The following is a 24,790-nucleotide window of genomic DNA, read 5'->3' as shown; positions in this document are numbered from 1 at the left end:
AGTAGCGTCTTCCGTGTTGCGGTTCAGCGACTCAGTTACCGTCATTGCCACGTCCTCGCTGCACCCCACGGTGATAGGCCGACAGCAGGCCCCGAATGCCCTCGGGGTTGCGCTTCTGCGCGCTGACGGTCTCCTGTGATTCCTCCACGGCCCCGGGAACCAGGCGTTCCATGGGGCGGCGCTTGGGAAGTCCCACCGAGGTCGTCTCAGCGGAGACGGTCTCGGCGAAGGCGTTGTCCACCCGCGACCAGCCGTCGTCGGCGGCCGTGCGCCAGGCGTAGGAGCCCGACTCGGCTTCGGGGGAGGTGAGGCGGCGTCGTTCCAGGCCCGGGGCGGACGAGTGCTCGTCGGCGGGCTTGCTCTGCATGGGCGTCGAGCCTTCCGTGGGCTGCGGAGGGGCGGGCGGTGCCGCCTCCCAAGCCGGGGCGGGGGGATCGACCGCTTCTGACTGGTCAGCGTAGCGCGGCGAGGTTGCCTCCGCCACCTCCGCGGGGGCCTCGTCGGCGGTCCGGAAGGCGGATTCGGGGCGCTCCTCGGCGGTGCCGAGCGTCGGCGCGTCGTCCTCGACCTTCTTGGGGGCGGGGGTGACCGCCTTGAACCAGGCCGACTCGACTTCGCGGAAGATCGGCAGCTCGGTCGTGGCGTCCAGCGCGGACACGCGGTCCTTCTTGGCCGCCCGGGGGGCCTCGGTGCCGGCGGGGGCGGCGGCCGCGTCGGGCCACGAGGGCGGGACGGGCTCCGGTTCGGGCGTGAACGCCTCGAGCTGGATCTTCGGCAGCGCCACATGCTCGGAGGAGACGATCTCGCCGGTCACTTCCATGACCTTGCCGTTGGGACGGCGCTCCTCGGCGAGGCCGCCGGGGCGGAACATGAAGCCCGGCTCCTCGTCGACGACGGGCTGGAAGTGCGAAGGCTGGCTCTGGCCGCGGTGCAGCTGGTGCTCGCCGGTCAACGGCTCGGGCTGCGGGGGTGCCACGGGCGGCCGGGACGGCTGCTGCGGGGCGCTCGGCTGCCACATCGGCTGCGGCTGCGCGGGAGGCGGCGACTGCGGGCCGGGCTGGGCGACCGTGTCGAACAGGCCGGCGGGGCTCTCGGGGACCTGCGGCAGGGCGCCGGAGTTCATGCCGAGGGCGCCGCGCGGGGACTGGTCGCGGTCGAGCGAGAACGTGTCGCCGCTGTTGAGGGCGGCGGTGTCGAAGTCGGTGCCGTCGAGCGGGACGCCGGAGCGGAGGCCGCGCTCGGGGAGCTTCGCGTCGGTGAGGACCGAGTCGCCCATGATGACTTCGGCGACGGTGCCGCGCTGCTCGCCGGGGCGGAGCTCGACGCGGACGTCGTGCCGCTTGGCGAGGCGGGCGACCACGACCAGGCCCATCATGCGCGAGGACGCGAGGTCGATGGCGTCGGCCGACTCGGAGAGCTGGCGGTTGATGTCCTCGATCTGCCCGGGGGGCATGCCGATGCCGATGTCGTTGATGCGCACGCGGATCGCGCCCTGCGGGGAGTCGGCGGTGCGCATCTGCTCGGCCTCGACGAGTACCGGGGACTCCGGCGGGGAGAACGCGGTCGCGTTGTCCATGAGCTCGGCGATGAGGTGCACGAGGTCGTTGACCGCGGCCGGGCGGATCTCCCGCTCGGCCTCGAGGTTGCCGAACTCGATGCGGGTGTACTGCTCGACCTCGGACTGGGCGGCCTGCAGGATGTCGCCGATTGGGGCGGGGTAGCGCTCCTGGCGGGTGGAGTCCGCGCCGGCGAGCACCAGGAGGTTCTCGTCGTTGCGGCGCATGCGGGTCGCGAGGTGGTCGAGCTGGAACAGCTCGGCCAGGCGGTCCGGGTTCTCCTCGCCGCGCTCCAGGTGGTCGAGGTGGCCGATGAGCCGGTCGACGAGGTTCTGGGAGCGGCGGGCGAGGTTGATGAACATCTGCGAGACGTTGGCGCGCAGGGCGGCCTGCTCGGCCGCGATGCGGATCGCCTCGGTGTGGACGATGTTGAACGAGTGCGCCACGTTGCCGATCTCGTCGCGCTGGTCGATGTCGATGACCGCGCCGGTCTCGGCCGCGACCTCGTCGGGGGTCCGGTTGCCGATCGTCTCGGCGTCGCGCATCTGCGCCACCGCCTGCGGCAGCGACACGTGCGCCACGTCGAGCGCGCCCTCGCGGAGGCGGCGCAGACCGGTCGCCATGTTGCGGGCGATGAGGAGGGCGATCACGGTCGCGACGACGAAGGCCGCCAGGATGAGCACGGCCTCGAGCAGCAGCTGGAAGATCTGCGTGTCGCGGTCGGCGGCGGCCTGGTCGAGGACCTGTTCGGACTCGTCGTTGATGTACTTGAGGCCGTTCTCGAGGATCGCGTCGTAGGAGGCGATGACCTCGGCGTCGACCTGCAGCGCGGTGTTCGTGCTCGCGGAGACCGCGTCGTTCTCGAACTCCAGGGCCCGCTGGGCCTCCTTGGTGTTCAGGCCGCCGGGGCTGAAGAAGAACGCGAGCTGCTCGTCGCGGTCGGCCACGGTCTTAAACTCGACCTCGGCGGTCTCGCGCAGCGACGCGTAGGAGATGAAGTTCTGCCAGCGCGTGTTGTTGATGAACTCGTTGCCGTTGCCGACGTTGATGGCGATCGCGCGCTCTTCCTCGAGGGTTTCAAGGATGGTGGTGGCGGCGGCGATGGCCTGGAGGTTCCGGGCGATGTCGGGGTCGTTGACGATGCGCGAGGAGATGTCGGTGATGGTCACCAGTTCGGCGACGAGGCGCTGGTAGACGCGGGAGGTCGCGTCGATCGAGGCTTCCTGGGTCTCGTCGGCGGCCTGGGCGCGGATCTGGACGAGGCTGTCGTACTGGGTCTGGACGGCGTCGATGCGGTTGGCGATGTCGACGTCGAGGTGGGGGAGTTCGCCGGCCTTCTCGTTGAAGCGCTCGTAGGCGGTGTCGGTCTCGCCCTGCTGGGCGGCGACGTTCGACTCGTCGTAGAGGGCGTTGTCGATGCCGGCGACGTGCTCGTCGTCGAGGCGGAGGTGGGTGACGAGGAGGGACCGCTCCTTCTGGAGCTCGTACCGGAGGTCGGCGACGTAGGTGTTGAACTCGACGAGGTCCACCATGTCGTTCGATTCGAACACGCGGTCGGAGAGGTCGTAGAGGCGGAGGCCGGCGACGGCCACCAGGACTACGAGGGGCACCAGGAGGATCAGTCCCAGCTTGGACCGGATTCGCATGTCGGCGATGCGGGGCAGGCCGAGCGGTCCTCGTCGAGCCGCTGAACCCGCACGGTTCGAGCTGCGCTTGCTCACCTTGTCTAGCCTCCTGGGGTGGTCCTCTGTGTCAGACCGAAGGGCCCGGGCCGGGCGGGTCGGTCTCGGGCCGACGTGTCGAGTCGGCTGCCGTCGCGCCGCCGGGGCGGCGGGGGCGGCATGTGAAGCCCAGCAGATTCCATCATGACGAATGCGGGCGGCGAAATCCAGGGGCGTACTGGAGTACTGAAGACCCCTGCGTATGCCACCGTGTTGCGGGGCGAATCCGAGGATACACTGATCTTTCGGACACATGCCTATGCGGTATTCGGTCGATCGGTCGAGAAGACGGTCCGATAGGTCGACAACCCCGGTGCCGGTCTGACGCGTCCACGGTCCGTGGACGCGGCCTCGCCGATCGGTACGGATCGCAATGGCGCGGACACGGTTCGTGGTGACCGTTTCGCCACCTTAGTCCATTCACCGAGCGCGATGCTGGGAACACGATCGGGGGACAGATCCGGCATAGCGTCCGCAGGTCCGCGCGCGACTCGCACATCCTGTGCGACACACTTCGCCCTCCATTAGGCACGGTTGATCCACAACCCCCAGGAGGCGCCCCCATGGCAGTGCCAACGCACGATCTGCTCGCGCAAGCGCTCGAGCACCACCACTTCACTTACGGCTGGCTCAATCCCGTGATGGGCCTCGCCTTCGCCGCGGCCGGGTCGTTCCTCGGCCTGTCCGCGTCCCGCTTCGCCCGCGCCGCCACCTCAGCCGGTGGGCGCCTGCGCTGGACCCTGTTGGCCGCCTTGGCCATCGGCGGGGTCGGCATCTGGATGATGCACTTCATCGCGATGGTCGGCTTCACCGTGACCGGCGCCGACATCGCGTACGACCCCGGGCTCACGGCCGCTTCCTTCGGGCTCGCGGTCGCGGCGGTCGGCGTCGGCCTGTTCGTGTCGGGGGGCGAGCGCGCTGGCTGGCCGCGCTTGATCCTGGGCGGGCTGGTGTGCGGCGCGGGCGTGGTCGGGATGCACTACACGGGCATGGCCGCGGTGGCCACGGGCGGCCGGGTCGTCTACGACCCCGTGCTGGTCGCGGCTTCCGCGGCGGTCGCGGTGGTCGCCTCGACGGTGGCCCTGCGGTTCACCGCGGTCGTGGACCGGCGCGGGACCATGGCGCTGGCCTCGGCGGTCATGAGCGTCGCGGTGGTGGGCATGCACTACACCGGTATGGCGGCGGTCGAGGTGCAGGGCCCGCCGCGGGAGGACGTGTCGGGCATCAGCCCGCTCGTGCTGCTCCTGCCGATCCTCATCCTGGCGATGATCGCGATCGTGGGCATGGTGTTCGGGGTGCTGGCCTCGCCGGCGCTCGACACGATCTCACAGGACGATAACGCTGACCGAAATGACCGTCCTAGTGCAACTGTCCGTCTTGCGGACGCCGCCGGACAGTAGTCGTATAAATTTCACATCGCGCTGCACCAGAGGCGCTCTATTCCGGATACGGGCCGAGCCCGGGGAGGAAGACCACGGATGGAACATGTCAGTCACTTCACGTACGGCTGGATCAACCCCATCATGGCCTTCGGATTCGCGTTCGCGGGTTCGATCCTGGCGCTCATGTGCATGACCCAGGCCCGCCGCCAGGACGGGACGGTCAAGTCGGCGCGCAAGCGCGTCCGCTGGATCGCGCTCGCGGCGTTCGCCTTGGGCGGCACCGCGATCTGGATGATGCACTTCACGGCCATGATCGGGTTCAAAGTCGTCGAGTCCGATATCGGCTACGACCCGCTGAAGACCTTCCTGAGCCTCGTCGCCTCGATCGGCGCCGTCTTCTTCGGCCTGCTCGTGGCGGGCACGGGCCGGCGGAACACGGTCGCGAAGATCCTCATGGCCGGGCCGCTGACCGGCGTCGGCGTCGTCATCATGCACTATTCGGGCATGGCGGCCATCAACGTCTCGGGCCGCATCTCCCACGACCGCACGTTCTTCATCGCGTCGGTGGTGATCGCGGTCGTGGCCGCGACCGCGGCCCTGTTCTGCGGCATGTACCTCGACGGCTGGAAGTGGCAGTCGGGCGCGGCGATCATCATGGCGGTCGCGATCTGCTCGATGCACTTCACCGGCATGGCCGGGGTGCGCGTGACGCTGACCGACGAGGGCCGCAACTCGGTGCCGGGCATCGATCCGATCATGCTCATCCTGCCGATCCTCGGGGTGGCGACGATCGGGATCATCGTGCTCCTGTTCGCGCTCATGGGGACGCAGCCGAAGATGGTCACCAAGCGCGACCAGCTCGGCATCGAGGTCGCCGACGAGGAGGCGCCTCCGGCATCGACCGGCGCGATCCCGGTGGACAAGCTCCGCGGCCCGCAGCCGCACGCGAACCGGCAGGGCCCCAGCCGTTCCGGGCGGGTGCGCAACAAGAGCGACCGCGGGCAGGGCGTGCCGGGCGGGCAGGGGCCCGTCGTCCCCGACCAGCGGGCGGCGCCGATCCAGGCGCCCATGGGCAGCCACGACGGGCCGCTGATCGTGCCGGACCGCCCCGGTGCGCGGGGGCAGCGCTCGTTCCAGCAGGCGAACCTCGAGCGGACCGCCGAGCACTACGACATCGCGCCGCGCCAGACCCCGCGCCGGTAGCGGGGATATCGAAGCGCGCCTTCAGGACTCGCGCACACGTCAAGCAGCGGGAACGGGCCCTCTCCGATCGGAGAGGGCCCGTTCCCGTTCCATACCTTATATATAGGGCCCGTCACGCACCGCGATCGGTGCGGCCGGGGCTAGGGGGTGGTTACGAACCCCTGACGGCCGCTATCCGGCCCATTCGCCCGCTCACTGCGCGTCGGCCCTCCGAACACAACACCGGTATTCGGAGGGCCTTCCGCCTTGCGAGCGAACGAATGGACTCGGATATCGACTCGCCATCGGGTTCGTAACCACCCCTTAGACGCCCGCGTAGGAGTGGAGTCCGCCGAAGACGAGGTTGACGGCGGTGAGGTTGAAGAGCATCACGGCGTAGCCGAGGATGGCGATCCACGGGGCGTTCGCCTTGGCGCTGCGACCGGAGACGCGCGCGTGCAGGTAGGCGGCGTAGACGACCCAGGCGATGAACGCCCAGACCTCTTTGGGGTCCCAGTTCCAGTAGCGGCCCCACGCGAGGTCGGCCCAGACCGCGCCCGCGAAGATGCCGAAGGTGAGCAGCGGGAACGCGAACACGTGGATCTTGAACGTCAAGCGCTCCAACGCAGTCGCGTCGGGCAGGCGCTCGGCCACGTTGAGCGGGAAGCGGATCGGCTTGCCGTCGGAGACCTGGCGGTCGAAGCGGCGCTTGACCAGGTGCAGGATCGCGAAGACGCAGCCGATGAGGAGGATGCCCGAGGCGGCGATCGCGGCCGTCACGTGGATGACGATCCAGTACGAGTCGAGGGCCGGGACGAGCGGCCCCGCTTCGGTGTAGACCCGCACCGAGGTGCCGAGGACCATGGTGACCGCGAAGGTGGCGAACAGGCCGAGGCGGCGCGGGACGGAGCCCTTGGAGACCAGGACGAGCCAGGTGACCATGCCCGCGAGCGCGACGCCCACCGTGTACTCGAACATGTTGCCCCACGGCCACCGTCCGGTGTAGACGACGCGGGTGACGATGCTCGCGGCGAGCGCGGCCGTGCCGAGGAAGGTGAGGATCAGCCCGAGCCGGCCCGCGCCGCGCGCGGCGGCGGGACTGATCGGGGCCTCGCCGGCCGGGGCTTCGGCCTCGGCGCCGTCGTCGGCGGTGCTCTCGGCGCCGACGGCGGCGAGCTGCTTGGCGCGCTTGGGGGCGCGCTTGTCGAAGGCGTATTCGACCGCGTAGGCGAACATGGCCCCCGCGAAGAGGATGATGGCGGCGACGAACAGCGCGTTCGCGGCTTCGGCCCCGGTCATTGCTGGCTCCCGGTCGGGTCGTCGGAATCGGATGCGGGCGGCGGCTCGTAGCCGGGCGCGATCGCAGCGGTGAGCTCGTCGCACTCCTCGTCGAGGCCGTCGTAGTCGTTGCGGTTGAGCCCGGCGGTCTCGACGGTGCCGTCGGGGTTCCACCGTATCCAGAAGCGCCTGCGGCGCACCGCGAGCGCGGGCAGGAGGCCGCCGAGGAGGAGGATCGCTCCGGCGAGGACGACGGGGCGGCCCGGGTCGTGGCGGACTTGCAGCACGGCGTACTGCTCGACGCCGTCGAAGGTGAGGGTGGTGCCGTCGGGCAGGGCCATCGCGTCGCCGACGCCGATGACCTCGACCTGGTCGTTGACGCGCTCGAGGTTCCCGGAGGCGACCTGGGCCTCGTTGATCGCGTACACCGACTCGGGCTGGCCGTCGGCCAGGCCGAGGTCGCCGGTGTAGGCGGTGAGGGCGAGGACCGGGTTGTTGAGCTCGGGGTCGGTGCCCAGGAGCATCGCGGTCGCGTCGTCGTACGTGGGCACGAGGATCGCGTCGAACCCGACCTCGGCGTCCGCGTCGACGCGCCCGGTCTCGGGGTCCACATTCGCGTCGGGGAACTTGAACGCGCCCTCGGAGTTCATCGCCGGGTCCATCGCCAGGAGCTCCTGGTGGAGGGTCTGGGTCTGGCCGTAGCGGTCGGTGTAGGTGACGACGGCGGTGTAGCCGTGGCCGATGAGGAACACGTTCGTGCCGTCGATGTTCAACGGGTGGTTGACCTCGAGGCCGTAGTCGCCGGAGCCGTCGGCGGTCTCGTAGGCGACGTCGGCGTCGTAGGCGGTCGGGCCGCCGTTCGTGAACTGGGCGTCGAAGTCGTCGAGGGTCAGGCAGAACCGGGGCAGGCTGGTCTCGTCGACCCACGCGCCCAGGCCGTACTCGTCGTACTGCTGCAGGTTGTTGCAGTACGCCTTGTCCTCGGAGAGGATACGGTTCCCGTACCAGCTCATGAGGCTGCCGACGGCGACGCCGACGAGCATGAAGATGATGCTGGTGTGGAACAGCAGGTTCCCGGTCTCGCGCAGCTGGCCCTTCTCGGCGGCGAAGGTGACGGTGCCGTCCTCGGCCTCGCGCACGGTGGTGCGCCAGCGCCGCTGCTTGAGCACGGCGCGGGCCATCGCCTGGTTCGCCTCGACGGCGACCACGCGGTGGTACGGGAGGATCGACATGCGCCTGGGCGCGTCGGGGACCTTGGCGCGCAGGGCCTTCCAGTGGACGCCGAGGCGCGGCACGATGCAGCCGACGAGGCTGATCATGAGCAGCAGGTAGATCGCGGAGAACCACGGCGAGGTGTAGACGTCGAAGGCCCAGAGGCGGTCGAGCCAGGGCGCGAGGTCGGGGTGCTCGTCGTAGTAGTTGGCGACGTCGACGGCGCTGATGGTGCGCTGCGGGAACGTCGAGCCGGGGATCGCGGCGAGCGCGAGCGCGAGGAGCAGCAGGAGCGCGGTGCGCATGGAGGTGAGCTGGTGCCACCACCGGCGCGCGAACGCCCGGAAGCGCTTGGCGGCCTTCGGTTTGGAACGGGGCGGGGGCGCGAGGGTGGCGGTCACGGGGCGTTCACTCCCGCCTCGGCGGTGGCACGCGGCCGCCGGTTCGCGGTGTTCACAGCACGCTCACACCTGGCTCCGGCGGTGGCGCGAGGCCGGTTGGTGGTCCTCACAGCACGCTCACCCCGGCTCCCACCGTGGCGCGCAGCCAGTTCGTGAACTCGGTCCAGGCGCCGGTGACGAGGGCGACGCCGACGAGGCAGAGCATGACGCCGCCGGCGATGGCGATGGCGCGGCTGTGGCGCTTGAGGAAGTCGAGGGCGCCGGCGAGGCGGTGCATGCCGACCGCGAAGAGCACGAAGGGCGCGCCGAGTCCGGCGCAGTAGGCGATCATGAGGCCGACGCCGCGCGCGGAGCCGTCCTGGATGACCGCGAGGCTGGTGATCGCGGCGAGGACCGGTGAGGTGCAGGGGATCCAGGAGAGCGCGAAGACCGCGCCGAAGAGCGGGGCCCCGGCGAGGCCGACGGCGGGGCGCCATCGGGGGGCGAAGCCGCCGCGGGCGGGGATGAGGCCGATGAACATGAGGCCCATGGCGATCATTACGATCCCGGCGACGGTCTCGAGGGTGGAGGAGTTGGTGAGGAGGGCGCGTCCGGCGCTCTGGAGGGCGAACACGACGGTGGTGTAGACGGCGGTGAACCCGGCGACGAACAGGAGCGCGCCGAGCAGGACGCGTCCGGTGCGGCGGTCCTTGGCGAGCTCCTGGCCGCTCATGCCGGTCACATAGGACACGTACCCGGGCATGAGCGGGAGGGTGCACGGGGACGCGAAGGAGACGAGACCGGCGAGCGCGGCCACGCCGAAGGCGAGGAGCAGCGGACCGGAGGCGGCGGTCTCGGCCGGGTTCACGCGGCCTCCCTGCGAGGGGGGGCGGGGGTCGCGGTGGGGCGCTTGCGGTTCAGGGGGAAGCGGCCCGCGGTCGGGCTCACGCGGCGGGTGGCCGCTGGGGCGGTCTCGGCCCTGCCCCTGTCGGTGCTGCGGCTCACTCGGACTCCTTGCGGGGCGAGGGGTCGGCGGATGCGTCGAGGCGGCGTTTGACGAGGGTGCCGACGGCGACGGCGGCGAGCGCGGCGGTGCCGGCCATGACGGCGCCCTTGGCGGCCTTGCGGAGGGCGGACTTCGGGGCGGGCGGGGTCATGACGGCTCCAGGGCTTTGCGGACGTCGGCGATGAGGGTCTCGGCGTCGTCGATCTCGCCGCGCCAGATGGAGAAGACCCGGTGCTCGGCGTCGATCACGATCGTGGCGGGGATGTCGTTCGGGGAGAGCCCGTAGTCGACGAACTGGTCGGCGACGCGGCCCGCCTCGTCGCTGAGGGAGGGGTACTCGACGCCCCAGCGCCGTTCGAAGGCCTTCGCGGCGTCGGCGGTGTCGCGGATGTTCACGCCGAGGAACCGCACGCCCTCGTCCTTGAACTCGGCGGCGGCCTCGACGAGGTAGGGGGCCTCGGCGACGCACGGCGGGCACCAGGAGCCCCAGAAGTTGACGACGAGGACCGACCCGGCCCAGTCGTCGGTGTCGATCGGCTCGCCGTCGAGGTCGTCGCCGGTGAGGCGGGGCGCGGCGAAGCGCTCGTCCGGCTCCTCCCAGCGGTAGTTGGAGCCGTCGCCCGAGACGAACCGGTCGCGGTTGATCTCGTTGACGCGGTTCGCGTTCTCGCCGCCCGTCTCGGAGCAGGCGGCCAGGGCCAGCAGCGGCACGGCCGCCAGCATCGTCCTCCGCCGCAGGGCCATCCTCAGGCGCCCTTGGCCTTCCGAGCGGACTCGGACTTGAGGAGCAGGTGCGCGGCGGGCTCGGCGTACTCGATGCGGGCGAGCTTGGCGTCTTCGTAGACGAAGCTCGTGATCGACGCGAGGGAGCATTCGCGCTTGCGCGGGTCGTGCCACAGGCGCTTGCGCTCGGCGAAGCGGCGGGCGGTCCAGATCGGCAGCTGGTGGCTGACGAGGACGGCCTCCGAGCCTTCGGCGGCGGCGCGGGCCTGCTCGATGGCCTCCATCATGCGGCGCGCGATGTCGAGGTAGGCCTCGCCCCAGGAGGGGCGGAAGGGGTCGCGCAGGCGCCACCAGTAGCGGGGCTGGCGGAGGGCGCCGTCGCCGACGCCGACGCGCTGGCCCTCGAAGGAGTTCCCGGCCTCGATGAGGCCGTCGTACGTGGTGATGTCCATGCGGTAGGAGGCGGCGACCGGTTCGGCGGTCTCCTGGGCGCGCTGGAGCGGCGAGGAGCCGACGTGAACGACGTCGCGTCCGGCGAGGCGCTCGGCGGCGGCCAAGGCCATCTCGCGGCCCAGCGCGGACAGGCCGAAGCCGGGGATGCGCCCGTAGAGGATGCCGTCCGGGTTGTGGACCTCGCCGTGGCGAAGCAGGTGGACGATGGTCGTGGAGCCGCTCATGAGCGCACCTTAGCCGCGGCTTCGGCCGCTGTTCGCATGGCCTGTTCGATGTGTGACAGGGCTTCCTCGTCGATCGCGGCCGAGGTGAACCAGCATTCGAAGGCGCTCGGGGGCAGGTAGACGCCGCCTTCGAGCATCGCGTGGAAGAACGCGCCGTACGCCGCGGTGTCCTGGGCCTTCGCTTCGGTGAAGTCGCGGACCGGGCCTTCGCAGAAGAAGACGCTGAAGAGGTTCGAGGGGGCCGAGACGTAGTGCGGGACACCGGCTTTGGTGAGCGCTTCGGCGGCCATTCGCTGGAGTTCGGCGGCGGTGGCGTCGAGCGTGCGGTAGACGGCGTCGTCGCAGGCGCGGAGGGTCGCGAGGCCGGCGGCGACGGCGAGCGGGTTGCCCGAGAGGGTCCCGGCCTGGTAGACGGGGCCCGCGGGACTGATCTGCGACATGAGGTCGGCGCGGCCGCCGAACGCGGCGGCGGGGAGGCCCCCGCCCATGACCTTGCCGTACGTGTACAGGTCGGCGGGGGCGGCGAGGCCGCCGGGGGCGACGCGGAAGCCGGTCATGACCTCGTCGGAGATGAGGAGCGCGCCGCGGGCGCGGGTGACGGAGTGGAGCTTCTCGTTGAAGCCGTCGAGCGGTTCGATCGCGCCCATGTTGCCGGGGACGGCCTCGGTGATGACCGCGGCGATCTGGCCGGGGTGCTTCGCGAACGCGGCTTCGACCGCTTCGATGTCGTTGTAGGGCACGACGATCGTGTCGGCCGCCGCGGCGGCGGGGACGCCCGGCGAGTCGGGGTGGCCGAGGGTGGCGACGCCGGAGCCGGCTTCGGCGAGGAAGTAGTCGGCGTGGCCGTGGTAGCAGCCGGCGAACTTGACGATCTTGTCGCGGCCGGTGGCGGCGCGGGCGAGGCGCACGGCGCTCATCGTGGCCTCGGTGCCGGAGGAGACGAGGCGGACCATCTCGCACGGGGTGCGCTCGACGATGAGTTCGGCGAGCTCGATCTCGCCGACGGTGGGCGCGCCGTAGGAGGTGCCGCGGGCGGCGGCTTCGGTGAGGGCCGCGACGACGTCGGGGTGGGCGTGCCCGAGGATGAGCGGGCCCCAGGAGCCGACGAGGTCGATGTAGGTGTTCCCGTCGACGTCGGTCATCCGGGCGCCCCTGGCCTCCTTGATGAAGACCGGGTCGCCGCCGACGCCGCGGAAGGCGCGCACGGGCGAGTTGACGCCGCCGGGGATGACCCGGGCGGCGCGCGCGATCGCGGCCGCCGAGGCGGAGTGGGTGCGGGCGGCCTGCGATTGCCTGTCTGTCACGGCCTCAGCATCGCACACGGAGCGCGACCCGGCCGTGATCGGCCCGGACCGGTATCGCGCGGGCCGCAACCCCACCCACCACCCCCCACCCACCACTAGAGGGGAGAAAACTGTCGCGCCGTTCGATCCTCCCGCCGGGGTCCGACAGAAAAAACGCCGAAAACGGCCCCGGCGGCCGGAGTGTCCCCCGAAAGAGGTCACCCGGCCGCCGAAGCGGGGCTCGCGAGGCGCACGGCAGGCGAAGCGGCCGCGCGGCCTGCCGTCGCGTGGCAGGCCGCCCCACGGCAGGCCGCCCCACGGCCGATGCGCGGCCGATGCGGTGCGCCGCCCGACGAAGGCCGCTAGGCGACCGCACGCGGCCAATGCGGTGCGCCGCCCGACGTAGACCACTTGGCGACCGCACGCAGCCGATACGGTGCGCCGCCCGACGTAGACCGCTAGGCGACCGCACGCAGCCGATACGGTGCGCCGCCCGACGTAGACCGCTAGGCGACCGCACGCAGCCAATACGGTGCGCCGCCCGACGTAGACCGCTAGGCGACCGCACGCAGCCAATGCGGTGCGCCGCCCGACGAAGGCCGCTAGGCGACCGCACGCAGTCGGGCGTCCTCCAGATGCACCGGGTGGACGAGCCGGTCCGCGAAGCCCGCCGCGACCGCCGGGCGCGGCTGCAGGCGCTCGGCGCGGGACGGCGCGGGACGGCGCTCCTCGCGGGCCGGGGCCGAGCCGGTGAGCAGCCAGCGCAGCGGCGCGGGCACGCGGTACACCGCCTGGTCCATGGCGGGCCGCTCGATCACCACGAGTGCGACGTCGACGAGCTCGACCAGGGCCTCGAGGCTCCCGTCGCGCTGCCGGCACAGGTCCAGGACCGCGTCGACCGTCGCGCCCTGCGACCGGCCCGCGAGTTCGAGGAGGACCGCGCGGGCCGGGCCGGAGATCGCCGCGACGGCGTCGTCGACCGCGGCGCGGAAGCGGCCGCCGCCGTCGAGGGCGCCCGCCGGGTCGTCGCTGAGGTAGCGGAGGGCGACGCCGGGCGAGCCGAGCGCGGTGACCTCGGCGAGGGCGGTCAGGGCGGGCACGAAGCCGTCGACGGCGGCCGCGAGCGGGCGGCAGTCGGCGACGGTCCAGGGCGCGCCGCGCTCTTCGCAGTAGCCGGCGAGGATCGCGGCGCTCACGTCGTCGGGCGCGAGCCCCAGGGCGCGCTTGGCCTCGCCGGGGAGTTCCAGCGGGCGGGCGCCGACCGCGAGGACGTTGAGGCCGGGGCAGTCGCGGAGCAGCCGTTCGACGTCGGGCGCGTGCGAGCGGTCGAGGTCGTCGAGGACGAGGAGCGCGGCGGCCTCGCGGAGGCGGTCGGCGGCGGTGTCGAGCGGGGCCCGGAAGACCTCGGGCCGCTTGCCGAGGGCGTCGAGGAGGGCGGCGCCGAGGTCGTCGCCGGCGCGGCAGTACCAGACGCCGTGCTCGTAGAAGGCGAGGCGGCGGCGGGCCCAGGCCTTGGCGACCGTGGTCTTGCCGCAGCCGCCGAGGCCGGTGAGGGAGACGAGCCGGCGGGTGGCGAAGGCGCGGTCGAGCTCGCGGTACTCCCCCGGGCGTTCGACGGGCGGCTTGAGGTCGGCGGGCAGGTGGTGGGTGCGGGGCCGCACGGGCGGCGGCGGGAACGCGGTCGGGAGGCCGGGCGCGCCGAGCTGGACGAGTTCGGTCGCTTCGGGCAGACCGCGCAGTTCGAAGTCGCCGAGGCGGCGCAGCGCCGCGGGCGGGAGCCCGGCGGCGGCCGCGCAGGCGGCGGAGGCGAGAATCTGGTCGCCGTGGGCGGCGGAGCAGATGCGGGCGGTGCGGTGGACCTCGGGCGTGGCGTAGCCGCCCGCGGAAGGCCATGCCTCGCCGGTGTGGAGTCCTATGCGGACTCTCGGGCGGAGGGGGCGGCCGTCGTGGTCGGGCCAGGCGGCGGCGCGCAGGGCGGTCTGGATCCCGATAGCGGCGGCGCAGGCGTCGGCGGCGTCGTGGAAGGCGACGAAGAACGAGTCGCCCTCGGTGTCGATCTCGGTGCCGCCGGTGGCGCGCAGGACCTCCCTGACGAGCGCGCGGTGGCGGTGGAGGACGACGCGGTAGCGCTCGGCGCCGAGTCCGGTGGCGAGCCGGGTCGAGCCCTCGATGTCGGTGAACATGAACGTGACGTCGCCGGAGGGCAGCGGGGCGGTCCGGGCGGCGCTGCCGCGGTCCGCGGGTCCACTGCCGGGTGCACCGGCGTCGGCAATGGCAGCAGGAGCGAGGGCCGCGGCAGCACAGCGACCCTCTACATCGGACGCATTCCGGCACTCCGGTCCGTTGTCCCCGAGGGGAAGGGCAATGGCTGTCAGTGCGGTGTGCGATGCCGTTGTCGTATCCACGTGTCGATCAACTTTCGTTCAGCCCCCGTATGCCGGGCTGTGGCGCGCTGGTGCGCGGGCACAATTGCCCAGCGGCCTCACAGTGTCACCCCCATCTCAGTCGGTTACCTGCCGTGATGGGAAGTGGCACACGCCTGAACGCCGCTTCCAGCGCAGACGCGGATATGAAGCTCTCTCGCCGCGGGTTTGCTCGTGGCAACCGCCGTGTCCGTTGGGAGAACGAGTCGAACGCCGCTCGGTCGCGGCCGAATCCGGAATTATTGGCCCTCAGGCGTTGCCCCCCGGGACGAAATTAGGGAATACTCGCTTTCAGTCCGGTCCTTCGCGAACGCACCCCACCGCCGCCGCGACCCACGGCCCAGCCGGGTCCGGACGCCCACCGGCACCGCGGCACCGGCGCCGGACGACGCGAGGCACCGCCGCCGCGCCGTCCCCCCGCACGCCCCGACCGAACCGGCGCCCGCAAGGCGCCGCCGACGAGACAGCGCAGCAACGACCGCGCCCCGACCACGAGCGCACCCAGCACACCGCGCCCCGACCGAACAGCGCTCGCCGAGCAAGCGCTTCGACAAGAGAGGACGACCCCCTCCCGTGTGGTTCGCGACCCTCCTCCGCCGCATCGCCGCCCTGCCCCGGCTCGCCCTCAAGGCCCTGCGCCGCAGCCCCCGGCTGCTGTGGCGGGCCGTCAAGGCCACGCCGCGCGCACTCCGGCTCGGCGCCAAGGGCGTCTGGCGCGGCACCAAGGCGACGGGACGGGGCCTGCGCGCCGCCTACCGGGGGCTCCGGGCCCCCGCCGGGCGGCTCAGCGTCCAAGTCGTCCTCACCGTGCTCGCCCTCGCCGGCGCCCTCGCCGCGGGCTGGCTCGTCGTCCCCGGCGCCGGACCCGCCTGGTCCTTCGGCACCGAACCGACCCCCGAGGCAGAGGAGACCCCGCTCGCGCTCTCCCCCGAAGGCGCCCTCGACGCCGCGCCCGCCCCGGGCCTGCCCGCCGACACCGCCCCCGTCGGCGACATCCTCGACCCGACCGGGGCCGCGAGCGAGTCCCCCACCAGCGCGGCCACCAGCCCCGCCGGGCCCGCCGGCCTCGACGCGTGGGCCGCCGACCTCAGCGACCTCGGCATCCCCCAGCGGGCCCTCGTCGCCTACGGCCGCGGCGAACTCGTCTCCGCCGCCCAGAACCCCGGGTGCAACCTCTCCTGGACCACCCTCGCGGGCATCGGCGCCACCGAGACCACCCACGGCACGATCAACGGCAACCAGATCCAGGCCGACGGCACCACCCTCACCGACATCATCGGGCCGATCCACGGCGAATGGGGGCCCATGCAGTTCCTCCCCAGCACATGGGAGCACTGGAAGGCCGACGGCGACGGCGACGGCACCTCCGACCCGCACGACATCGACGACGCCGTCACCGCCGCCGCCAACTACCTCTGCCACGACAACCGCGATATGAGCAGGCCTGAGGGCTGGTACGCCGCCCTGTGGAGCTACAACCCGCGAGACGACTACGTCAAGAAGGTCTTCGACCGCGCCGACGAGTACGGACGGAAGAGCACCGCCTGACATATCCCCCGATCCGCTGCATGCTGTGAGGAGGGGGTTCCGTTCGGTGACGATTTCGGGTAAGGATAAGAGATGCCCCTGAAGCAGCTCGCTCCCGGCGAGATGACCGCCGACGACCTCCGCGACTGGTGCTCGGTGCTGAACGACATGACCGCCGCGGACATGCCGGCCGAACCGCGCTGGCGCACCGACCGCCTCAGCGACTACCTCACCGGGTCGCTCCCCGACGACCGCCGGTTCCTGTTCATGGACCGCGACGCCGACGGCGACCTCGTGGGGCACGCGAGCCTGATCCTGTTCGGGGGCGAGCAGGCCGGCACCGGCGTCGTCGAGATGTCCACCCGGCCCTCGGCGCGCGGCAAAGGGGTCGGCTCGCGGCTGCTGCGGGCCGTCGCCGAATGCGCCAAGGCCAACGGCTGCCGGACCCTCTCCGTCGAGGTCATCGCCACCACCCCCGCGGTCGGCTTCTACGACCGGCACGGCTTCACGAGGGCCGCCGTCGAGCAGCGCCACCTCCTGCGCTGGGCCGACATCGACTGGGAGAAGATCGAGCAGGCCGCCGGGCGCCTCGCCGCCGGGTACCGCCTCGAATACCACGCCGGGGGCGTCCCCGACCGGCTCATGGACTCCTACGCGGACGTCAAGGCCAACCTGCGCTCCAGCCCCGGGAACGTCGCGTTCGTGCCCGAATGGCGCGGTTCGGCGTACGCCCCGGCCCTGCGCGACTCCTTCCAGACCCTCGCCCGGCGCGGTATGCGCTCGCACATCGCCGTCGCCATCGCCGAACCGTTCGGGAACGTCGTCGGCCTGACCGAACTCGTCGTCTCCGCGCAGCGGCCCACCCGCGCCGACCAGTACGACACCGTCGTCGCCCCCCAGCACCGCTCCTACGGGCTCGCCATGACCATGAAGGCCCGGCTCCTCACCGAACTGCGCCGCGCCGAACCGCAGCTCGTCGACGTCCAGACCTGGACCCTCGAGACCGCCGACGACGTCCGCTGGATCAACAGCGAACTCGGCTTCGTCCACGACGTCGACTGGTACGACTACGAAGCCGACGTCGACAAACTCCTCGCCCGCCTCGACCGCCGGGGCTGAAAAAGCAGACCCTTTGGGCCGCAATCGTTTGCGAACTATCCGTAGAATTCACCCATGCACCCCCGGCACGATCGCTACGACGACCCCTCCGAACGGCACGTCATCGTCGTGGGCGACAACGGACTCACCCTCCGCTTCATCAAGCACCTCATCGAGCGCTACGCGTTCCGCGTCACCGCCGTCTTCCCCGACGGCCCCGGCGGCCAGCGCGAGGAGATCCGCCGCGAAGCCGAGGTCAACCGCAAGCTCCAGGTCTTCACCCAGCCCGTCGTCACCGCCGAGACCGTGCGGCTGGCGGGGCTCGACTACGCGTACGCGGTCGCGCTCATGGACCAGAACGACGTCGGGAACCTGCACCTGGCGCTGACCATCCGCGAGATGTCGCACTACTTCGGCGACCAGACCCTGCCGCGGCTGGTCATCCGCATGTACAACAGCGGGCTGCGGGCGAACATCCGGAAGCTCCTGGGCGACGACGAGGACGGCGTGTACGTCCAGTCGGACGCGGACATGGTCGCGGACACGTACGCGCTCGCGGCGCTGCAGCAGCTGCCGCCCGGGGAGATCAAGGTGTGGGGGCGGCGGCTGTACCTGTCGCGGCGGCGGGAGGAGCGCGCGGAGGCGCAGTGGGTCGTCGCGGGCGGGAACCGGGCGGGGATCGAGCTCATCCCCGAGGACGAGAACGAGGCGCTGCGATACCTGTGGCTCTCGCCCGACCGGAAGCCGGCGCAGGTGCGGCCGAAGCTGGTGAACGCGACGCTCGCGGTGAAGGAGTTGCTGAGCGCGCTGCGGGGCATGCTCACCAGGAGCCTGGTGGTGCTGGCGCTGGTGCTGTTCGCGGTGTTCGCGTTCGGGTACCTGGTGCTGCAGTTCTGGCCGAGTGGCGCGAACCGGCCGGACGGGACCGGTGAGGTCTTCTACCTGCTCGCCCTGATGGCGGGCGGCGGCATCGACCCGGACATGACGGCGAGCCGGCTGCTGAAGGTGACGCAGGCGGTGGTGGTGCTGACCGGGTCGCTCCTGATCCCGTTCGCGACCGGTGCGATCGTGCAGGCGGTGGTGGACCGGCGGTACGCGCTGTCGGAGGGGCGGCGGACGCGGCAGGTGCGCGAGCATGTGATCGTGGTCGGCTTGGGCAACATGGGGACCCGGGTGGTGGAGCGGCTGCGGGAGGCGAAGATCCCGGTGGTCGCGATCGAGAAGAACCGGGACGCGATGGGGGTGCGGGCAGCGCGGGCGAAGGGCGCGCAGGTGCTGCTGGGGGACGGCTCGAACCAGGAGATCCTGGAGGAGGCGAACATCAAGCACTGCCGGTCGCTGGTGGCGATGGCGAAGCAGGACGAGTCGAACCTGGAGACGGCGCTGTCGGGGCTGGAGTGCAATCCGCAGCTGCGCACGGTGATGCGGATCTACAACCCGGAGTTCGCGACGCTGGTGCGGCAGAACCTGAACCGGTCGACGCCGCGGCAGGAGGCGCCGCCGCACGCGTCGTACAGCGCGCCCGAGGTGGCGTCGGCGAGTTTCGCGCAGGCGCTCACCGACGACAAGGTGCTCGTGACGATCCCGGTGCGCGGGCACATCGCCTATATCGAGGCGTTCGAGGTCGGCGAGGGGTCGCAGATGGACGACGCGGCGGCGCACCGGGCGACGAAGGTGGGCTCGCACCGGCTGCTGGCGGTGAAGCGGGCGGGCGGGACGATCAGCTGGAACCCGGACGCGGCGTTCCGGGTCGGGCGCGGGGACACGCTGCTGGTGGTGGCGACCCGCAAGGGCCTCAACGACATCCTGGAGCGGTGCCGCCCGGGAGGGCCGGGCTGGTAGGCCCGGAGGGGATGGGGGCCGCCTGAGGGCCGGGCAGGAGCCCGGGAGGCGGGATTCGGGCTGACCGGGCCGTGACCGGTCGGAGGGCAGTCGCGGGGACGGACGAGTACGACAGCGCCCTTGCCATCGGGGCGCCGGCGCTCGCGAAACCCGGCCGCGACCGGGAGGGCCTGTCGGTCGCGCCCATCGCCCCTCGCCCCGCACCTGCCGCGCTTCGCCGCCCGGTTCGCCTCCCTGGATCGTGTGACGCACGCGTTGTCGTACGTCGGCTTCTCACACGGCAAGCGGCGCAACTTCCGTCGGGTTCGCTCGTTGAACGGTCGATGCATCTCTCACGAAAGGGGCCGACCGTGGCGGCAAGCGTGCGGAATCCACGAACCGGGCAAAGAGGGCCAGATCGGAAGCGTCGCAAGCTCCTCCTGGCGGCGGCGGCCGGATCGATCGCGCTGGGCGGGGCGGCGGTCGTGGTGCCGAGCGCGTTCGCCGAGGAGGACCCGGTGTCGGCGCTCCTGGACGACACGGCCGCGATGCTGCCGGTGGACGACGACCTGCTGGGCCTGGTCGACGTCGGCGAGGTGGCCGAGCTGAGCGAGTCGCTGACGTACGCGGACGAGGCCGACATCCTGAAGGTCTCGGGCCCCGACGCGGGCTATGTCAAGGTCCACTTCGAACGGCTGCTGCTGAACACGGGCGACTTCGTGACGGTGTCGAGCCCCGACGGCGCCGAGTCGTACCGGTACGACCAGTCGATGATCGACGCGTGGGCGACCTCGATCACCGGCGACACGGCGGTCGTCGAGCTGCACCGCGAGTCCGGCGGCGGGGGCTCGTCGGCGCTCGGCGTGCTCATCGACAAGGCCGCGTACGGGTTCACGGCCGACGAGGTGGACGGCCTCGCGCGGCAGCGGGCCGACAACGCCCGCCCGGAGGAGAGCATCTGCGAGGGCGACGAGAAGCGGGCCTCGGCCTGCTACCGCACCTCGCACCCCGAGGTGGTGGCCCGCGCGGAGCCGGTGGCGCGCCTGCTCATCGACGGGACCGTGCTGTGCACGGCGTTCCGGGTCGGGGAGGGCAACCGGCTGCTGACCAACCACCACTGCTTCACGGAGACGGAGGAGGCGCAGGGCACCGAGGTGTGGTTCGGGTACGACTGCACGGTGTGCGGCGCGGACATCACGAACGCGCCGGTGAAGGTGCAGGGCTCGGAGGTGCTGGCGACCTCGAAGTCCTTGGACTACACGCTGTTCACCGTGGACGACTTCGAACGCGTCGAGGAGTTCGGCTACCTGGAGCTCGCCGACCGCCCGGCGCGCAGCGGCGAGGCGATCTACATTCCGCAGCACCCGGCAGGGCGGCCCACCGAGATCGCGATGGAGTCCTCGGTCGACGGCGGCAACTGCGTCGTCAAGCACGAGACCTACGACGGCTACGTGGCCGGGAGCGACATCTCGTATTACTGCGACACCGAGTTCGGCTCGTCGGGCTCGCCGGTGCTCTCGCGCGACACGCACGAGGTCGTCGCCCTGCACCACTTCGGGGGCTGCCCGAACTCGGGCGTGAACGTGCAGCTCATCAAGAACGAGATCGGCCGGATGATCTGACGGCCTGACGGCGGCGTGCGGGGCGGCGGGCCTTTCGGCCCGCCGCCCCTTCGCTTCGTCTCCGGTCTACTTCGCTTGGATCTGCAGTTCGGTGACGATCGTGGAGAAGTGCGAGCGGACGCGGTCGTCGCTCGGGTCGTCCGCCGGGGTCCAGTGGACCGACATGCGCTCGTAGAGGGTGTTCCGCTGCGCCGGAACGCGGTCCGCGCTGCGGATGAGGCCGATGAGCTCCGAGAGCCGCGACTGGTGCCGGGCGCCCGCCGAGGAGATCACGTTCTCCTCCAGCATGATCGAGCCCAGGTCGTCCACGCCGAGGTGCATGCTCAGCTGGCCGGAGGCCTTGCCGGTGGTCAGCCACGAGGACTGCAGGTGCTTCACGTTGTGGAAGAACAGCCGCGCGGTCGCCAAGAGCCGCAGGTATTCGAGGGTCGTCGCCTGCGTCCGGCCCTTCAGGTGGTTGTTCTCCGGCTGGTACGTCCACGGGATGAACGAGCGGAACCCGCCCGTGCGGTCCTGCACGTCGCGGATCATCCGCAGGTGCTCGATCCGCTCCGCGGCGGTCTCGCCGGTGCCCATCATCATCGTCGCCGTCGACTCCAGGCCCTGCAGGTGCGCGGCCTCCATGATCTCCAGCCAGCGCTCCCCCGACTCCTTGAGCGGCGCGAGCGCGGTGCGCGGGCGCGCCGGGAGCATCTCGGCCCCGGCGCCGGCGATCGAGTCGAGCCCGGCGGCCTTGATGCGGCGGATGGCCTCGTCGACCTCGACGCCGGAGACCTTCGCCATGTGCGCGATCTCCGAGGGCCCGATCGAGTGGATCGCCAGCTGCGGGTATGCGCGCTTGACCGAGGAGAACAGCTCCTCGTAGTACTCGACGCCGAAGTCGGGGTGGTGCCCGCCCTGGAGCATCACCTGCGTCGCGCCGAGACTCACGGCCTCGCCGCAGCGGCGCAGCACCTCCTCCATCGGGTGCGCCCAGCCCTCCTCGTGCTTGGGGGCGCGGTAGAAGGCGCAGAACTTGCACGCGGTGACGCACACGTTCGTGTAGTTGATGTTGCGGTCGATGAGGTAGGTGACGATGTTGTCGCCGATGACGCGCCGGCGGGCCGCGTCGGCGGCCTCGGCGAGGGGGTGGAAGGGCGCTTCGGTGTAGAGCAGCAGGGCTTCCTCGGCGCTGATGGCGCCGCCGTCGGCGGCGCGGGCGAGGACATCGTCAATCTCGGCCATGCACGAAGCGTATCGCCGCAAGGCCGTCCGGGACAGTGCGCCCGCGCGCAGTGACTCGTAGGTCTCGCTTCGGATCAGGGGGCGGGGCGGGTCTCAGACGGTGTAGAGCTCGGTGTGGACGCGCTGCGCCCCGGCCTCTTCGAGGACGTCCTTGACGCCGAGGACCATCTCGTAGGGGCCGCACAGGAACCACTCGTCGACGTCGTGCGGGTCGACGAGTCCGGCGTCGATCGCCTCTTGGAGCCGTTCGGGGGTGAGCCGGCCGGTGAGCAGCGGGGACTCGCCTTCGGTGCGGGTGCGCACGTGGTGGAGGCGCAGCCGGGGGCCGTGCTCGGCCTGGAGTTCGCGCAGCTCGGCGGCGAACATCGTGGACTCCTCGGTGCGGTTGGAGTACAGGAGGGTCACGGTCGCGCCGGCTTCGAGGGCGGCGGTGGCGATGGCGATGATCGGGGTGATCCCGGAGCCGGCGACGACGGAGCCGTAGTGGCGGTCGGCGCGGATCTCGGTCCAGAAGTTGCCGAGCGGCGGGAGGACCTCGAGGACGTCGCCGGGCAGGAGCTGCCGGTTCGCGTACCCCGAGAAGGTGCCCTTGGGGATCGAGCGGATGCCCAGACGCAGGGTGCCGTGCTCGGCGAGCTCGCGCGGGGTCGAGGCGAGGGAGTAGGAGCGGCGCACTTCGGCGCCGTCGGCTTCGACGCGCTGGAAGGTGAGGTGCTGGCCGGGCTTGAAGTCGAACGCGGGACGCAGCTCCTCGGGGACGGCGAGGGTCACTTCGACGGCGTCCTCGGTGAGCGGCCGGACGCGGCTCACGGTGAGCTTGTGCCAGGCGGGGCGTTGCTTGCGGGGCTTGTTCAGCGCGATGGCCACGGCAGGGTCCCTTCGTCGTCCGGCTCGTTCAGAGGCTGTTGTCGGGGCCGGCCGCGAAGAACTCCGGACCGCCCGCCCGCAGTGGGGCCATATCGGCATAACGGGACGCACGGGACGCGAATTCCCGCAGTCCGGCGAGGTGTCGCTCACTCAGGCCGAACTGGAGGCGCTCGAAGTACTCGGCGAGCGCGGCGGGCGGGAACGGCTCCCAGCGGGCGGCCGAGGCGACGACCTCGCCGATCTCGTCGCGGCTGCGGCGGACCGAGTCGCGGAAGGCCAGGTGGACGTCCTTGACGAGGCCGGGGTGAGCCTCGGCGTAGTCGCGGCGGACGGCCCACACGGCGAAGACCATGGGCAGGCCGGTCCAGTCCTTCCACTCGGCGGCGAGGTCGAGCACGTTCAGGCCGCCGGGCTCGCGGTGACGGTGCTCGTGAAAGACCTGCAGCGCCTCGTCGCCGATGAGGACGGCCGCGTCGGCGTCCGCGAGCGCGGACTGGAGGTCGGGCGCGGTGACGGTGTAGGCGGGGGTGCGGCCGTAGCGGTCCTCGAGGAGCATGCGGCCGAGGAGGACGCCGGTGCGGGAGGTGGAGGCGAGGGAGACGCGCGGGGCGGCCGGGAGGTCGGCGAGCGGGGTCTTGGTGACGAGGTTGACGCTCAGGACCGGCCCGTCGGCGGCCACGGCCGGGTCCGGGATGAGGAGGAGGTCGTCGGCGTGCTTGAGGTACTCGACGAGGGTGATCGGTCCGATGTCGAGGTCGCCGGCGACGAGGCGGCGGCTGAGCTCGTCCGGCGGGGCGCGGTGGAGGTCGATGTCGAGCAGCGCGCCCGTCCGCGCCAGTCCCCAGTAGATGGGGAGGCAGTTGAGGAACGCGATGTGGCCGACCCTGGGGCGCCGTGCGATGTTCACAGCTTCGACCGTAGCCGGTCGCGCGGCAGGGGCGTACGTGAGCGCGGGCGGCGTCGCCGACATCACCGGACGCGCCGAACCGTCCGGATGCTGGGACGGGCCGGGAGGCGCGGCGGGTGCGCCCGCACGGCAGGGCGGTTGCGGGCCTGCTGTGCGCGGTCGCCGCGGTTTCGGCCGGGCGCACTCGCTTCGGGTGCTCGGTGCCGGGTGCGCTCAGCTCTCGTCGATGTCGCCGATGTCGGCGCCGCCGGTGTCGTCGTCTTCACTGACCAGGGCCGCGAGGCGGTCGAGGACGGCTTCGTCGTCGCCGGAGACGACGATCTCGTCACCGGGCCGGACGTCGAGGGTCAGCACCTGCAGGATCGATTTGGCGTCGTGCGGTTCCCCGCCCGGTTTCGCGATCGCCACGTCGGTGCGGGACTCGGCGGCGGTGCTGACGAAGACCGTCGCGGGCCGCGCCTGGATGCCGACTTCCGTGGTGACTTTGACACGGCGCTCCGCCATGCTGCTCCCCCTCCCCGGTCACGCGGGCGGCGGACCGGAACGGCCCTGCCCGCGAGGCTCGCGGGCCGCTCGGCGGCCCGTAAGGATCAGGATGAACCGCGGTTGCGGACGGCGGACGCGTTTTCGGCGAATGCCGCGGGAAGTGGGACACACGGTGCTCGCCGCCGCAACGCGCTCGAGCCGCCGCAGTCGTCGGCGGGTCAGAGAGGGCTTCGCCGTGCGCCGCGCCTTCGGGCCTTTGGGTCTTACCGTGCGCCGTGTTTTCGGGCCGCACCGCGCCGCCGCGCCTTCGTCTCCGCCGCCACGGGCCGTCCCCCAGCCCCACCCACCCGGGGCTTCGCCGCGCGCCGCGCCTTCGGGACTACCGCGCCGCCGCCCCTTCGGGCCTTCAGGTCTA

Annotated in this window: 20 protein-coding genes; 6 read left to right on the top strand and 14 right to left on the bottom strand. The window is 71.7% G+C overall.

Going from position 1 to position 24,790, the window contains the following annotated elements:
* Positions 1–31: 31 nt before the first annotated feature.
* Positions 32–3,202, bottom strand: coding sequence for a nitrate- and nitrite sensing domain-containing protein (locus AB0K52_RS24745; RefSeq protein ID WP_363536908.1), 3,171 nt, complete (start codon positions 3,200–3,202; stop codon positions 32–34).
* A 638-nt stretch (positions 3,203–3,840) separates the two neighbouring features.
* Between AB0K52_RS24745 and AB0K52_RS24740 the strand changes: the two genes are divergently transcribed.
* Together AB0K52_RS24740 and AB0K52_RS24735 are read left to right on the top strand one after the other, a co-directional pair.
* Positions 3,841–4,677 carry an MHYT domain-containing protein gene (locus AB0K52_RS24740; RefSeq protein ID WP_363536905.1) on the top strand — a complete coding sequence of 279 codons (837 nt, stop codon included), beginning with the start codon at positions 3,841–3,843 and terminating at the stop codon, positions 4,675–4,677.
* A gap of 78 nt (positions 4,678–4,755) precedes the next feature.
* Entirely contained in the window at positions 4,756–5,862 is a 1,107-nt protein-coding gene (locus tag AB0K52_RS24735) for an MHYT domain-containing protein (RefSeq protein ID WP_363536902.1), read from the top strand.
* Between the two features lie 303 nt (positions 5,863–6,165).
* On the opposite strand, the gene ccsB is transcribed toward AB0K52_RS24735, so the two are convergent.
* From ccsB to AB0K52_RS24690, 9 genes are all read right to left on the bottom strand, one after another.
* On the bottom strand, positions 6,166–7,140 hold the full coding sequence (gene ccsB, locus AB0K52_RS24730) for a c-type cytochrome biogenesis protein CcsB (RefSeq protein ID WP_363536899.1): 975 nt from the start codon (positions 7,138–7,140) through the stop codon (positions 6,166–6,168).
* Positions 7,137–8,732, bottom strand: coding sequence for a cytochrome c biogenesis protein ResB (locus AB0K52_RS24725; RefSeq protein WP_363536896.1), 1,596 nt, complete (start codon positions 8,730–8,732; stop codon positions 7,137–7,139). Before AB0K52_RS24725 ends, ccsB begins: the two co-directional genes overlap by 4 nt.
* Positions 8,733–8,838: 106 nt before the next feature.
* Entirely contained in the window at positions 8,839–9,579 is a 741-nt protein-coding gene (locus AB0K52_RS24720) for a cytochrome c biogenesis protein CcdA (protein ID WP_363536893.1), read from the bottom strand.
* Complete coding sequence (locus AB0K52_RS24715; protein WP_363536891.1) at positions 9,576–9,716, bottom strand: hypothetical protein; 141 nt, start codon at positions 9,714–9,716, stop codon at positions 9,576–9,578. Before AB0K52_RS24715 ends, AB0K52_RS24720 begins: the two co-directional genes overlap by 4 nt.
* Positions 9,713–9,868: a hypothetical protein gene (locus AB0K52_RS24710; RefSeq protein ID WP_363536888.1), complete on the bottom strand. Its 156-nt coding sequence runs from the start codon at positions 9,866–9,868 to the stop codon at positions 9,713–9,715. The genes AB0K52_RS24715 and AB0K52_RS24710 overlap by 4 nt, the downstream gene beginning before the upstream one ends.
* On the bottom strand, positions 9,865–10,461 hold the full coding sequence (locus tag AB0K52_RS24705) for a TlpA disulfide reductase family protein (RefSeq protein ID WP_363536885.1): 597 nt from the start codon (positions 10,459–10,461) through the stop codon (positions 9,865–9,867). Before AB0K52_RS24705 ends, AB0K52_RS24710 begins: the two co-directional genes overlap by 4 nt.
* A 2-nt stretch (positions 10,462–10,463) precedes the next feature.
* Positions 10,464–11,117 carry a histidine phosphatase family protein gene (locus AB0K52_RS24700; protein ID WP_363536882.1) on the bottom strand — a complete coding sequence of 218 codons (654 nt, stop codon included), beginning with the start codon at positions 11,115–11,117 and terminating at the stop codon, positions 10,464–10,466.
* A complete protein-coding gene (hemL, locus tag AB0K52_RS24695) occupies positions 11,114–12,421 on the bottom strand; it encodes a glutamate-1-semialdehyde 2,1-aminomutase (RefSeq protein WP_363536879.1) in 1,308 nt (435 codons plus the stop codon). The genes AB0K52_RS24700 and hemL overlap by 4 nt, the downstream gene beginning before the upstream one ends.
* 581 nt (positions 12,422–13,002) lie before the next feature.
* Positions 13,003–14,805 (bottom strand): adenylate/guanylate cyclase domain-containing protein, encoded by a 1,803-nt coding sequence (locus AB0K52_RS24690; RefSeq protein ID WP_363536876.1) that lies wholly within the window; start codon positions 14,803–14,805, stop codon positions 13,003–13,005.
* A 591-nt stretch (positions 14,806–15,396) separates the two neighbouring features.
* On the opposite strand from AB0K52_RS24690, the gene AB0K52_RS24685 reads away from it, so the two are divergent.
* The 4 genes from AB0K52_RS24685 (at position 15,397) to AB0K52_RS24670 (ending at position 20,891) form a co-directional block, all read left to right on the top strand.
* Positions 15,397–16,371, top strand: coding sequence for a lytic transglycosylase domain-containing protein (locus AB0K52_RS24685; protein WP_363536874.1), 975 nt, complete (start codon positions 15,397–15,399; stop codon positions 16,369–16,371).
* Positions 16,372–16,443: 72 nt separating this feature from the next.
* Positions 16,444–17,469 carry a GNAT family N-acetyltransferase gene (locus tag AB0K52_RS24680; RefSeq protein ID WP_363536871.1) on the top strand — a complete coding sequence of 342 codons (1,026 nt, stop codon included), beginning with the start codon at positions 16,444–16,446 and terminating at the stop codon, positions 17,467–17,469.
* Positions 17,470–17,523: 54 nt separating this feature from the next.
* Complete coding sequence (locus AB0K52_RS24675) at positions 17,524–19,290, top strand: NAD-binding protein (protein ID WP_363536868.1); 1,767 nt, start codon at positions 17,524–17,526, stop codon at positions 19,288–19,290.
* A 362-nt stretch (positions 19,291–19,652) separates the two neighbouring features.
* Positions 19,653–20,891, top strand: a complete 1,239-nt coding sequence (locus tag AB0K52_RS24670) for a trypsin-like peptidase domain-containing protein (RefSeq protein WP_363536865.1) — start codon at positions 19,653–19,655, stop codon at positions 20,889–20,891.
* A gap of 66 nt (positions 20,892–20,957) precedes the next feature.
* On the opposite strand, the gene mqnC is transcribed toward AB0K52_RS24670, so the two are convergent.
* From mqnC to AB0K52_RS24650, 4 genes are all read right to left on the bottom strand, one after another.
* Entirely contained in the window at positions 20,958–22,115 is a 1,158-nt protein-coding gene (gene mqnC / locus AB0K52_RS24665; RefSeq protein WP_363536862.1) for a cyclic dehypoxanthinyl futalosine synthase, read from the bottom strand.
* Positions 22,116–22,208: 93 nt separating this feature from the next.
* Positions 22,209–22,982, bottom strand: coding sequence for an FAD-binding oxidoreductase (locus tag AB0K52_RS24660; protein WP_363536859.1), 774 nt, complete (start codon positions 22,980–22,982; stop codon positions 22,209–22,211).
* Positions 22,983–23,010: 28 nt separating this feature from the next.
* Complete coding sequence (locus AB0K52_RS24655) at positions 23,011–23,889, bottom strand: menaquinone biosynthesis protein (RefSeq protein ID WP_363536856.1); 879 nt, start codon at positions 23,887–23,889, stop codon at positions 23,011–23,013.
* 213 nt (positions 23,890–24,102) lie between these two features.
* Positions 24,103–24,393, bottom strand: a complete 291-nt coding sequence (locus AB0K52_RS24650; RefSeq protein WP_363536853.1) for an HPr family phosphocarrier protein — start codon at positions 24,391–24,393, stop codon at positions 24,103–24,105.
* Positions 24,394–24,790 lie beyond the last annotated feature (397 nt).

The sequence above is a fragment of the Glycomyces sp. NPDC049804 genome, assembly GCF_040674615.1.
Taxonomy (GTDB): domain Bacteria; phylum Actinomycetota; class Actinomycetes; order Mycobacteriales; family Micromonosporaceae; genus Glycomyces; species Glycomyces niveus.
Note: the sequence above shows the minus strand (reverse complement) of the source record. Positions and strands in the feature narration are given on the sequence as shown.

Coding starts and splice junctions, on each gene's coding strand:
- AB0K52_RS24675 (WP_363536868.1), top strand. CDS start 17,524: ATGCACCCCCGGCACGATCGCTACGACGACCCCTCCGAACGGCACGTC.
- AB0K52_RS24705 (WP_363536885.1), bottom strand. CDS start 10,461: ATGGCCCTGCGGCGGAGGACGATGCTGGCGGCCGTGCCGCTGCTGGCC.
- AB0K52_RS24680 (WP_363536871.1), top strand. CDS start 16,444: ATGCCCCTGAAGCAGCTCGCTCCCGGCGAGATGACCGCCGACGACCTC.
- AB0K52_RS24735 (WP_363536902.1), top strand. CDS start 4,756: ATGGAACATGTCAGTCACTTCACGTACGGCTGGATCAACCCCATCATG.
- AB0K52_RS24710 (WP_363536888.1), bottom strand. CDS start 9,868: ATGACCCCGCCCGCCCCGAAGTCCGCCCTCCGCAAGGCCGCCAAGGGC.
- mqnC (WP_363536862.1), bottom strand. CDS start 22,115: ATGGCCGAGATTGACGATGTCCTCGCCCGCGCCGCCGACGGCGGCGCC.
- AB0K52_RS24650 (WP_363536853.1), bottom strand. CDS start 24,393: ATGGCGGAGCGCCGTGTCAAAGTCACCACGGAAGTCGGCATCCAGGCG.
- AB0K52_RS24700 (WP_363536882.1), bottom strand. CDS start 11,117: ATGAGCGGCTCCACGACCATCGTCCACCTGCTTCGCCACGGCGAGGTC.
- AB0K52_RS24740 (WP_363536905.1), top strand. CDS start 3,841: ATGGCAGTGCCAACGCACGATCTGCTCGCGCAAGCGCTCGAGCACCAC.
- AB0K52_RS24745 (WP_363536908.1), bottom strand. CDS start 3,202: ATGCGAATCCGGTCCAAGCTGGGACTGATCCTCCTGGTGCCCCTCGTA.
- ccsB (WP_363536899.1), bottom strand. CDS start 7,140: ATGACCGGGGCCGAAGCCGCGAACGCGCTGTTCGTCGCCGCCATCATC.